We start from the raw sequence: 11621 nt of genomic DNA on the forward strand, positions 1-11621 counted from the left end.
TTACCTGCTGCCGACCCTGGCCGCCCTGGTGCCGCTGCTGGCGCGCACCCTGCTGGAGGCCCAGCGCCGCGGTGTCACCGGCGCCCTGCGCCTGAACGGCCTGTGCAACCTACTGGTCGGCCTGGCTGGCCTGGCCGCGCTGCTGATCTATGGCAGTCGGCTCTATGAGGCCGGCGAAGGCCTGACCCATGCCCTGGCCCTGCTGGCGCCCCTGGCGCTGCTGCTGGCCGGTCTGGCCGCGCTGTTCTGGCCAAGACGCACCCTGCTGGCGCCGGCCCTGGCGCTCTGGGTGCTGCTGCCGCTGCTGTCCATCGCCCTGCCCGACAGCGTGGTCGACAACAAGCTGCCGAGCACCTTCATCGAGGCCCAGCTCAGCCACTTCAAGAAAGCAGGCCTGCTGGTCAGCAACGACCTCGGCGTGGCCGCCAGCCTGGCCTGGGCCACCCACCGCGACGACGTGGTGCTGGTCGGCGGCCCGGGCGAACTCAAGTACGGCTTCGCTCGCGAGCCCGACAGCGGCCGGTTGATCGAGGAGCGTGACCTGGCCGCCTGGCTCGCTGTCCACCGCGACCAGGGCCCGGTGGCCATCCTGCTGCGGGTCGATGGCCCCAGCGATCGCCAACTGCTCGACAGCCTGCCCGAACCCGGCGAGAGCATCGCCAGCGAGCGCCTGGTGCTGCTGGTCTATCCGAGGCTGACGCCATGAGCGCCGTCGATGGCCTGCTGATCGCCCTGGTGATCGGCCTCACCAGCGCTGGCCAACTCGGCCAGAAGCGCGCGGTGACCGCCGGCAACGCCCTGGCCGCGCGGCTGAGATCGCCCTGGCTATGGGGCGCCCTGGTCTGCCTGGGCCTGGCCCTGCTGGTCTGGTGCGCGGTGCTGCAGCGGGTGCCGGTGGGCGTCGCCTATCCCTTGCTGTCGCTCAACACCCTGGCGGTGACCCTGCTGGCCCGCCTGGTGTTCGGCGAGACGGTGGACGCCCGTGCCTGGTGCGGCTGCCTGTGCATCGTCGTCGGCGCCGCCCTGCTGGGAGGCCAGGCATGAACGGTCTGCTGCCCCTGGGCCTGAGCATCCTCCTGACCACCCTGGCCCAGCTGTCCTTGCGCGCGGCCCTGGTACGGCTGCCGGCCATGGCCACCTGGGCCAGCGAGCCCGCAGCACTGTTCGGCCCGGCCGGACTGCTGCTGGCCCTGGGCGTCGCCTGCTACGGCCTGTCGCTGCTGGCCTGGCTGGCCGCCCTGGCGCGCCTGCCGCTGGGCCGCGCCTATGCGGCGCTCGGCCTCTCCTACGTCTTCGTCCACCTCGGCGCGGCCTGGCTGCCAGGCGCCGCCGAATCCTTCACTCCCTGGAAAACCCTGGGCGTCGCGCTGGTCGTGGCCGGCGTCGCCCTCGTCGGCGGACCCCGGTCCGGCGCCGCTCCCACCTTGAGGAATACCCTATGAACATCAGCGTTTTCGGCATCGGCTACGTGGGCCTGGTGCAAGCCGCCGTGCTGGCGGAAGTCGGCCACCAGGTGGTGTGCATGGACATCGATCGCGTCAAGATCGACAAGCTCAAGCGCGGCGAGGTAACCCTCTACGAACCCGGTCTCGAAGACCTGGTGCGCAGCAACCTGGCTGCCGGCCGCCTGGTGTTCACCCATGACGCCGCCGAGGCCGTGGCCCATGGCGCCGTGCAATTCATCGCCGTCGGTACCCCGCCGGCCGCCGATGGCTCGGCCGATCTGTCCGCCGTCTTCGCCGTGGCCGAAACCATCGCCCGGCTGAGACGCGAGCCGCTGATCGGCCAGCCGGTGTCCCGCGATCCGCTGCTGGTGGTGAACAAGTCCACCGTACCGGTGGGCACCGGCGACCGCGTCCGCGCGCTGATCCACGAGGTGTTGGCCGAAGAGGGTCGTACCCTGCACGTGGAAGTGGTCTCCAACCCGGAATTCCTCAAGGAAGGCGCCGCCATCGCCGATTGCAAGAAGCCCGACCGCATCGTGGTGGGCACCGACTCGCCGGTGGCCCGCGACCTGATGCGCGAACTCTATGCACCCTTCAACCGCAACCACGACCGTATCCAGTGCATGGACCTGCGCAGCGCCGAGCTGGCCAAGTACGCCGCCAACAGCCTGCTGGCGGTGAAGATCAGCTTCATCAACCAGATCGCCGAACTGGCCGAGCGCGTCGGTGCCGACATCGAGGCGGTGCGCCAGGCCATCGGTGCCGATCCGCGCATCGGTCACCACTTCATCTATCCCGGTTGCGGCTACGGCGGTTCCTGCTTCCCCAAGGACCTGCAGGCGCTGATCCGCACCGGCGAGGAAAACGAGCTGGACCTGGACCTGCTGCGCGCCGTGGAAGCCATCAACGTGCGCCAGAAGACCAAGCTGTTCGAGCGCATCAATACCTACTTCGACGGTGACCTCAAGGGCCGCACCTTCGCCCTCTGGGGCCTGGCCTTCAAGCCCAACACCGACGACATGCGCGATGCGCCCAGCCGGGTGCTGATGGAAGCCCTCTGGGAAGCCGGCGCCAAGGTGCGCGCCTTCGATCCGGTGGCCATGGCCGAGGCCCAGCGCCTCTATGGCCACGACGAGCGCCTGGCGCTGATGGGTACCCCCGAGGCCGCCCTGGCCGGCGCCGATGCCCTGGTCATCTGCACCGAGTGGCAGCAGTTCAAGGCGCCGGACTTCGACCTCATCGCGCGCCAGCTCAACCAGCCGGTGATCTTCGACGGCCGTAACCTGTTCGAGCCCGAGCGGATGGAGCGGCGGGGCATCGAGTATTTCGCCATCGGCCGCGGCGCCACCCTGGGCGGTCCCCAGGTCGCCCGCCGCGTGGACGCCGCCTGATGGTCTCGCCCATGCCCTTGACCCCGCGTAGCGCGCCGTTCACCGCGCTGCCGGCGGCCAACCGCCTGCGCTGGGAAAGCCTGTTGCTCGGGGTGGTCGCCACCCTGATGTTCACCCTCGGCATCTGGAACCAGGCACCCCAGGGCTTCGACGGCCGCTGGGCAATGTTCCTCAATGAAATGTTTCGCCACGGACCGGCCTTTTTCCCCACCACCTATGGCCAGCCCTACCCGGACTATCCGGCCACCGCCACCTGGCTGAGCTGGCTGGCGGCGCGGGTGATCGGCGCGCCCAACCACCTGGCCAACGTGCTGCCCACCGCCCTGGCCTCGGCCGCGGTGCTGGCACTGACCTATCGCCTCTTGGCCGACACCCGCCGCACCTGGGCCCTGCTCACGGTGCTGCTGGTGGCCCTGACCCCGCAGTGGCTGGAAAAGGCCCGCGCCGTCTGCCTGGATCAGCTGGTCGCCCTGGTGGTGCTGAGCTGCTTCTATCTGCTCTACAGCGCCGACCGCGACGATCGTTCGCTGCGCCGGCTGCTGGTGCTGCCGCTGTTCGCCCTGGGCTTCGCCATCCGTGGTCCGCTGGGGCTGATCGAACCCTGCGGCGTGGTCTGCCTCTACTGGCTGGTGGTGGCCTGGGGCGAGCCGGCGCGGCGTACCTTCGCCCTGCAGCGACTGGTCGGTTACGGCCTGGCGGGCCTGACGCTGCTCGGCCTCTGCTGGTGGACGTTGATCCAGCTGGCCCATTTCGAGGGCGGCGCGACCTTCGCTGCCGAGGTCTGGCACATGCAGGTCAGCGGCCGGCTGGACGAGAGCGGCAAGCCGTTCTGGTTCTACCTGCAACTGGGGCTGTATCGCTATCTGCCGGTGCTGCCCCTGGCGCTGCTGGTGCTCCTCGCCCAGCGGCGCAGCTTGCTCGCCTGGCCGCACACCGCCCAGCGGCGGCTGCTGCTGGCCCTGGCCGGTAGCGGTCTGCTGATCCTGGTCGGCCTGTCCATCCCGCACTTCAAGCGCGCCTACTATGTGGTGCCGATGGTGCCCTTCCTGGCCGCCATCGCCGCCCACGGGCTGTTGCGCGCGGACGGCTGGTTCCGCCGGGTCGTGCCGGTCTATACGGCGCTGGTGCTGGCGCTGCCGACGCTGGCCCTGGTGGCGTTGCTGGTCTGCCGGCATCTCTGGCAACGCCACGGCTACTGGCCGGACGTCTCCCTGGCGCTGCTGGTGCCGGTCTTCGTCGCCCTGCAGATTGCCGCCCTGGTCACCTGGCGGCGCCTGAACGGTACCCGCCGACTGCTTGCCCTGAGCGCCCTGGCGCTGGCCGCCCAGTGGCTGATGCTGGTGACGGTGGTGGAGCCGGCGCAGGACCTGCAGTACGACAGCCGCGGCTTCGTCCAGCAGGTGGAAGGCCTGCGCCAGGCGCAGCCGGGCCCCCTGGTGTTCTTCGGCCTTGGCCAGGATAGCTGGGCGATCCGCTACATGATGAACCTGGACCACGACGAGCAGCCGATCTTCATCGCGCGGTCCCAGGTCGCCGACCTGGCCCATCTGCCGTCCGGCGCCTGGGTCATCCTCGCCCGCGAGGATCGGGACCTGCTGGCCGGCACCCCGCTGGTGAATCAGCAACCCGTGCTGGAGCGTCGCCTCAACGGCAATCCCTGCCTGGTGTACCGACTGCCATGACGACCAGGAGCTGGCCGCGCTAGCGGTCAGCTCTGTACAGCTCCAGAATCCGACTGCGCCCCTGTTCGGCGACCAGATAATGGCCGTCGCCGCGGGCGATCAGGGTCTGGGCCGAGCGCAGGTGCGAAAGCACCGTGACCAACTGGCCGTCGGGCTGCACCAGCAGGACGCGGGCGCCGTGGGTGGCGTCCTCGGTGATCCACAGGCCGTCGGCCGAGCACTGCACGAAGCCGGGAGCGTCGAGGCCCTCGGCGACCAGGGTGTCGGCGCCCTGGGGCTGCCATTGCTTGACCCAGCCCTTGGCCTTCTCGGTATAGAACAGCCGGCCATCGGGGCAACGCGCCACCCCTTCGCCCTCCACCAGGCCGTCGCGCAGCACCTCCAGGCGTCGCCGCGCGGGGTCGTAGCTCAGCAGCCGGCCGCTGGGGCGGTCCTCGATGGCATAGAGCAACTGGCCGTCGGTGGCCACGCCCTCGACGTCATTGCCATCGAACAGCGACTCGGGACGGCCATCGCGCAACAGGAACACCGGGAAGGTCCCGCCTTCCTGGCTGACCACCAGGCCACCCTGGAACAGCACCAGGCCATCCGGCTTGGACAGCTCGCCGAGTACCGGCTGGCGCTGGCCATCGGGCCGCAGGCGCAGCAGGCTACCGCGGCGACTGGAGAACTCCTGGGTGACGAACAGGCTGCCATCGGCCTCCGGCGCGAGGGCGCTGACCATGGGGATGTCCACGGCGAATTCCCGGTAGGCCCAGCCCGGGGCGGCGCTGACCGGATGAAAATGCCGCCAGGCCGGATAGGCGAAGCCGAGCGCCACCACGGCGACGCCCAGCGCCAGCCCCTTGCCCCAACCCAGGCGTGAAAAACGTCGCATGGAAGCCTCGCTAAGCGATGGAAAGACCACTCAGCTTAGCGGGCAGGGCGTGAAGATTCCGTCGCTGGCGCGCCCCGGGAGGACGGCCGGCGGGGAGAGGTGGCGCCTCAGGCGGTGAGGAAGGCCTCGGTCAGCTTGACCCAGTAGCGCGCGCCGACCGGCAGCAGGGCGTCGTTGAAGTCGTAGGCCGGGTTGTGCAGGTTGGCGCTGGGGCCGTTGCCGACGAACAGGTAGCAGCCGGGCACCTGCTGCAGCATGTAGGCGAAGTCCTCGCTGGCCGGGATGGGCGCGAAGGGGTGCAGGGCCTCGGCGCCGAAGTGGTCGACCGCCACCTGGCGGGCGAAGGCGGTGGGGCCGTCGTGGTTGACCAGCACCGGATAGCCGCGCTGGTAGTCCAGCTCGGCGCTGGCGCCGAAGCTTTCCGCCTGGGCGCGCACCAGGCTGCCGATGCGCTGCTCCAGCAGGTCGCGGGTGCTGTCCTGGAAGGCGCGGATGGTCAGCTTCATCTCCACGGCGTCGGGGATGACGTTGGAGGCCTCGCCGCCGTGGATGCTGCCGACGGTGACCACCGCGGTGTCCAGCGGCGCCACGTTGCGCGACACCACCGTTTGCAGCGCCATGACCGTGGCGGCGCTGGCGACGATGGGGTCGACCGCCTTGTCCGGCACCGCGCCGTGGCCACCCTGGCCGCGGATGCGCAGGAGGGCGGTGTCGGACGAAGCCATGGCGGCGCCGTCGACGAAGCAGAACTTGCCGGTGGGCACGCCGGGCATGTTGTGCAGGCCGAACACCTGGTCGCAGGGGAACAGCTCGAACAGGCCGTCCTGCATCATCTTCAGGGCGCCGCCCAGACCTTCCTCGGCCGGCTGGAAGATCAGGTGCAGGGTGCCGTCGAAGGCGCGGGTCTCGGCCAGGCAGCGCGCGGCGGTGAGCAGGGTGGTGGTATGGCCGTCGTGACCGCAGGCGTGCATGCGTCCGGGGTGTTGGCTGGCGTAGTCGAGGCCGGTGGTCTCCAGGATCGGCAGGGCGTCCATGTCGGCGCGGATGCCCAGCACCTTGCTGCCGCTGCCGGCGCGCAGGGTGCCGACCACCCCGGTGCCGCCCAGGCCGCGGTGGACCTCGTAGCCCCAGCCCTGCAGGGCGGCGGCCACCAGGTCACTGGTGCGCTGTTCCTGGTAACCCAGTTCGGGATGGCGGTGGATGTCGCGGCGCAGGGCGACCATGTCCGGCAGGTAGCCGGCGATGTGGCGGGTGGTGGCGTCTTGATCCGCAGCGGTGGGGAAGCTCATGGCGATCTCTCTCAATCCAGGTGGCGTTCGGGATAGCTCAGCAGTGCCAGCCATCCTATCAGCAGCATGACGATCAGGTACCAGGCCGGGGCGAGCGGACTGCCGGTGGCCTGGATCAGCCAGGTGGCGATGAATTGGGCGGTGCCACCGAACAGCGTCACCGCGAGGGCGTAGGTCATGGCCAGTCCCGTAGCGCGCACCGGGCGTGGCAGGCCGGCGAGGATCAGCAGCAGCCCGGCGGTCATGTTCACGCTCATGGCGGTGATCACCAGGAAGCGGGCGGCGAAGGCCAGGCCCTGGGTGGTGGGATCGTTCAACCAGACGAAGGCCGGATAGATGCCCAGCAGGGCCACCGCCAGGCTGGTCAGGGCCACCGGCTTGTAGCGCCCATAGCGATCCAGCAGCAGGCCGGCGGCCAGGGCGGCGGCCATCTGCACCGCGCTGGAGGCCACCCCGGCGAGATAGGCGCTGGTGGCCGGCAGGCCGACGATGCGGGTCATGTAGGTGGGCATGTAGAACTGCATCAGGTAGGTCAGCAGGGTGGCCGACATCACGATCAACAGGCCCAGGCCGAAGCGCCGCGGATGCTCGCGCAGGAAGGCGCGCACCGGACCGCCCTCGACCGTGCCGGCGCCGCTCCAGGTCTCGTCCACCTGGCGGCGGATATAGAGGCCGACCGGGATGATCAGCAAGCCGACCAGGAAGGGGATGCGCCAGCCCCAGGCGTGCAGCTCGGCCTCGGACAGGCTGCGGGTGAGCAGGGCGCCTAGGGCGGCGCCGAGCAGGGCGCTGCCGCCCTGGCTGATGACCTGCCAGCTGACGTGGAAGCCACGCCGGCCGGGGCTGGCCGATTCCAGCAGCAGGGTGGTGGCGGCGCCGATCTCGCCGCCGGCGGAGAAGCCCTGCAGCAGGCGACCCAGCAGCAGGATCAGCGGCGCGGCGAGGCCGATCTGGGCGTGGGTCGGGGTGAAGGCGATCAGGGCACTGCCCAGGCCCATCAGCGAGATGGTCAGCAGCATGGCCTGCTTGCGCCCGTGGCGGTCGGCATAGGCGCCCAGCACCATGCTGCCCAGGGGGCGCATGACGAAGCCGACGCCGAACACCCCCACCGCCATCAGCAGCGAGCCATAGGGGGTATCCGAGGGGAAGTAGAGCTGGCCGATGATGGCGGCGAAGAAGCTGAAGACGGTGAAGTCGAACATCTCCAGGCCGTTGCCGAGGCTGGCCGCGGCGATCAGCTTGGCGCGCGAGGGGCCGGCGACGGGCCGGGCGGTTGCCGGGGTGGAGGACGTCGGAAGGGCCTGGGCCATGGGGCTTTCCTCGGTGACAGGGTGAATGCTTAGCTATGCAAGTACCGGTCCGCCCCGTCCGGGCCGCGTTATGGCACGCAGGGGGCCGGGCGAGGCATCTTTCCTTGCGCCAGCCTAGTGCACGGTGGTCACTTCTGCCGCCTGGACGAGCCGTCGCCGTCGGCAGGCTTTCATAAATCCTTCACAATGCCTGCCTAGAGTGCCAGCTCGCGCCTGCGCGTCGCCGGCCCAGGTCCGTCTCCCATCCCCGCGAGGAATCCGGCATGCATCTCAGAGGTCCGCTGACCACGCTGGCACTCGTCCTGGCGCTTGGTGGCCCGACCGTCGCCCGGGCGACCGACGTCGACCCGGCCCTGCCCGAGTACCAGAAGGTGAGCGGCGTCTCCGGCAACCTGTCCAGCGTCGGCTCCGATACCCTGGCCAACCTGGTCACGCTGTGGGCCGAGAGCTACAAGCGCGAATACCCCAACCTCAATATCCAGATCCAGGCCGCGGGTTCGTCCACCGCGCCGCCCGCGCTCACCGAGGGCACCGCCAGCATCGGTCCCATGAGTCGCAAGATGAAGGACGCCGAATTGCAGGCCTTCGAGCAGCGCTTCGGCTATCGCCCCACCGCCGTGCCGGTGGCCATCGACGCCCTGGCGATCTTCGTGCACAAGGACAATCCGCTCAGGCAGCTGACCCTTGAGCAGGTCGATGCCATCTTCTCCAGTACCCGCCTCTGCGGTGGGCCGCGCGAGCTGCGCACCTGGGGCGACCTGGGGCTGACCGGCGACTGGGCCAGGCGCCCGATCCAGCTGTTCGGGCGCAACTCGGTGTCCGGCACCTACGGCTACTTCAAGGAAGCGGCGCTGTGCCGTGGCGATTTCCGCGCCAACGTCAACGAGCAGCCGGGTTCGGCCTCGGTGGTCCAGGCCATCAGCCAGTCCCTGGGCGGCATCGGCTACTCCGGTATCGGCTACCAGACCGCCAGCGTCCACACGGTGGCCCTGGCCAAGCAGGGCACCACCGACTACGTCGAGGACAACCAGGAGAACACCCTGTCCGGGCGCTACCCGCTGGCGCGCTTTCTCTACGTCTATGTGAACAAGACACCCAATCGTCCGCTCAACCCCCTGGAAGGCGAGTTCCTGCGGCTGATTCTCTCCCGCACCGGTCAGGAAGCGGTGGTCAAGGACGGCTACATTCCGTTGCCGGCGCCGGTGGTGCAGCAGGCGCTGAAGTCCCTGGGCTACTGATCGCCGCCGCGCTTCCGCTCGCCCCGCCGGGGGCGCGGTCGGCCGTCCATTCGCTGTAACCTTTCTGTCACACGACGTGATTAGGCTCTGCGCCATGAAATCCCCGGTACCCCCGTCCACGCCCGATCCTCGCGGCCCCGCCCGGCTGGACTTCAACACGTCCGCACTGCGCCGGCGACGGCGTTGGCGGGCCTTGCAGGATCGACTGATCCGGGTGTCCGTGCTGGTCGGCGGCCTCGCCGTGCTGGCCACCATCACGCTGATCTTCTTCTATCTGGCCTACGTGGTGGCGCCACTGTTTCGCGGTGCCAGCCTGCAGGCCCAGCCGGTGCCCCAACCGGACTGGCTGGCGGGCGCCGGGGCGCCGCTGCTGCTGAGCCTCGACGAGCAGAACCGCATCGGCCTGCACCTCTCCGCCAGCGGCGACGCCACCTTCTTCACCCTGGCCGACGGCCAGCCGCTCATGCGTGAGCGGCTGCCGCTGCCGCCGGGGGTCAGCATCACCAGCCAGGCCCAGGACGCGCCGCGCGGGCTGATCGCCCTGGGGCTGTCCGACGGCCGCGTGCTGGTGGCGCACAAGCGCTATGTCTCGCGCTATCCCCAGGGTACCCGGGTGATCACCCCGGAACTCGACTTCCCCTACGGCCGCACGCCCCTCGACCTGGGCGCCCCGCCGGCCGCCCTCGAGCGCGTGGCCATCGCCGGCGACGACGACCTGCTGATGCTCGCCGGTGCCCAGGGCAACCAGGTGACCGCCCTGCGCGTCGCGCATCGCGCGGTACCGTTGACCGGTGGCGAGAGCAGCGAGGTGCGCAGCGTCACGCGGCTGATTCCGCTCAATGCCGCGGTCAAGGCGCTCTACCTCGATCCGCGCGGCCACTGGCTCTATGCCCTCAACGGCCGCGCCCAGGCGGACGTCTTCGACCTGCGCGACGGCAGCCTCAACGGCCACTACAAGCTGCTCGAGTCCGCCGACGACGAAATCACCGCCAGCGCCCAGCTACTCGGTGGCGTATCCCTGCTGGTGGGCACCGCCAAGGGCGGCATCGCCCAGTGGTTCATGGTTCGGGGCCAGGATGGCGAGCCGGTGCTGCGACGCATCCGCGGCTTCCAGCTGGGCGATGCCCCCATCGTGCAACTGATCCCCGAACAGCGCCGCAAGGGCTTCCTGGCGCTGGATGCCCAGGGCTGGCTCGGCGTTTACCACAGCACCGCGGCCCGTACCCTGCTGCGCGAGCAGATAGCTCCGGCTGCCGGTGCGCTGGCCCTGTCGCCTCGCGCCGACCGGCTGCTGCTGGAGCAGGATGGCCGGCTGCTCGGCTTCGTCCTCAACAATCCGCACCCGGAAGTCTCCTGGACGGCGCTGTGGGACAAGGTCTGGTACGAGAACTACGCCGCGCCGGCGCAGGTCTGGCAGTCCAGCGCGGCGACCACCGATTTCGAACCCAAGTTCAGCCTGGCGCCGCTGACCTTCGGCACCCTCAAGGCGGCCTTCTACGCCATGCTGTTCGCCGCGCCCCTGGCCATCGCCGCGGCGGTCTACACCGCCTACTTCATGGCGCCGCGCATGAGGCGCACGGTCAAGCCGGTCATCGAATTGATGGAAGCCCTGCCCACGGTGATCCTCGGTTTCTTCGCCGGGCTGTTCCTCGCGCCTTTCGTGGAGAATCACCTGCCAGGCCTGTTCAGCTTGCTGCTGCTGTTGCCGCTGGCCATCCTGGCGGCCGGCTTCGGCTGGTCGCGGCTGCCGGCGGCCCTGCGCGAGCGGGTGCCGGAGGGCTGGGAAAGCCTGTTGCTGCTGCCGGTGGTGCTGCTCACCACCGCGCTCGCCCTCGCGGTCAGTCCCTGGTTGGAGGGGGCGCTGTTCGCCGGCGACCTGCGGCTCTGGCTGAACCAGAAGCTGGGTATCGCCTACGACCAGCGCAACGCCCTGATCGTCGGCCTGGCCATGGGTTTCGCGGTCATCCCCAACATCTTCTCCATCGCCGAGGACGCCATCTACAGCGTGCCGCGCAGCCTGACCCTGGGTTCCCTGGCGCTGGGCGCCACGCCCTGGCAGACGCTGGCGCGGGTGGTGCTGCTCACCGCCAGCCCCGGCATCTTCTCGGCGCTGATGATCGGCCTCGGCCGCGCCGTGGGCGAGACCATGATCGTGCTCATGGCCACCGGCAACACCCCGATCATGGACGCCAACCTGTTCGAGGGCATGCGTACCCTGGCGGCCAACATCGCCGTGGAGCTGCCCGAATCCGAGGTGGGCGGCACCCATTACCGGCTGCTGTTCCTGGCTGCCCTGGTGCTGCTCAGCTTCACCTTCCTGATGAATACCCTGGCCGAGCTGATCCGCCAGCGGTTGAGGAAAAAGTATGCGGCGCTCTGAGGCTCGCGC

At 69.7% G+C, this 11621-nt stretch carries 9 protein-coding genes and 1 pseudogene; 7 read left to right on the forward strand and 3 right to left on the reverse strand.

Annotated elements, in window-relative coordinates:
* From RND78_RS23540 to RND78_RS23560, 5 genes and pseudogenes are all read left to right on the forward strand, one after another.
* A pseudogene (locus RND78_RS23540) lies at positions 1-706 on the forward strand (lipid IV(A) 4-amino-4-deoxy-L-arabinosyltransferase); the annotation flags it as partial.
* On the forward strand, positions 703-1044 hold the full coding sequence (locus tag RND78_RS23545) for an EamA family transporter (RefSeq protein WP_312732431.1): 342 nt from the start codon (positions 703-705) through the stop codon (positions 1042-1044). The pseudogene RND78_RS23540 and the gene RND78_RS23545, both read left to right, overlap by 4 nt.
* Positions 1041-1442, forward strand: coding sequence for a 4-amino-4-deoxy-L-arabinose-phosphoundecaprenol flippase subunit ArnF (gene arnF / locus RND78_RS23550; protein WP_312732432.1), 402 nt, complete (start codon positions 1041-1043; stop codon positions 1440-1442). The genes RND78_RS23545 and arnF overlap by 4 nt, the downstream gene beginning before the upstream one ends.
* Positions 1439-2836: a UDP-glucose/GDP-mannose dehydrogenase family protein gene (locus tag RND78_RS23555; protein ID WP_312732433.1), complete on the forward strand. Its 1398-nt coding sequence runs from the start codon at positions 1439-1441 to the stop codon at positions 2834-2836. The genes arnF and RND78_RS23555 overlap by 4 nt, the downstream gene beginning before the upstream one ends.
* A gap of 11 nt (positions 2837-2847) precedes the next feature.
* Positions 2848-4518 (forward strand): glycosyltransferase family 39 protein, encoded by a 1671-nt coding sequence (locus tag RND78_RS23560; protein WP_312732434.1) that lies wholly within the window; start codon positions 2848-2850, stop codon positions 4516-4518.
* Positions 4519-4537: 19 nt separating this feature from the next.
* On the opposite strand, the gene RND78_RS23565 is transcribed toward RND78_RS23560, so the two are convergent.
* The 3 genes from RND78_RS23565 to RND78_RS23575 form a co-directional block, all read right to left on the reverse strand.
* Positions 4538-5395, reverse strand: a complete 858-nt coding sequence (locus RND78_RS23565) for a hypothetical protein (protein WP_312732435.1) — start codon at positions 5393-5395, stop codon at positions 4538-4540.
* 107 nt (positions 5396-5502) lie between these two features.
* Positions 5503-6684, reverse strand: a complete 1182-nt coding sequence (locus RND78_RS23570) for a M20 aminoacylase family protein (RefSeq protein ID WP_312732436.1) — start codon at positions 6682-6684, stop codon at positions 5503-5505.
* Positions 6685-6695: 11 nt separating this feature from the next.
* The gene (locus RND78_RS23575; RefSeq protein WP_312732437.1) at positions 6696-7994 is read right to left on the reverse strand and encodes an MFS transporter; all 1299 of its coding nucleotides are present in this window, start codon (positions 7992-7994) and stop codon (positions 6696-6698) included.
* A 263-nt stretch (positions 7995-8257) separates the two neighbouring features.
* Between RND78_RS23575 and RND78_RS23580 the strand changes: the two genes are divergently transcribed.
* Together RND78_RS23580 and RND78_RS23585 are read left to right on the forward strand one after the other, a co-directional pair.
* Positions 8258-9232, forward strand: a complete 975-nt coding sequence (locus tag RND78_RS23580; RefSeq protein ID WP_312732438.1) for a phosphate ABC transporter substrate-binding protein PstS family protein — start codon at positions 8258-8260, stop codon at positions 9230-9232.
* A 94-nt stretch (positions 9233-9326) separates the two neighbouring features.
* Complete coding sequence (locus RND78_RS23585) at positions 9327-11612, forward strand: ABC transporter permease subunit (RefSeq protein ID WP_312732439.1); 2286 nt, start codon at positions 9327-9329, stop codon at positions 11610-11612.
* Positions 11613-11621 lie beyond the last annotated feature (9 nt).

Source organism: Pseudomonas oryzihabitans (assembly GCF_032027545.1).
Taxonomy (GTDB): Bacteria; Pseudomonadota; Gammaproteobacteria; order Pseudomonadales; family Pseudomonadaceae; genus Chryseomonas; species Chryseomonas oryzihabitans_F.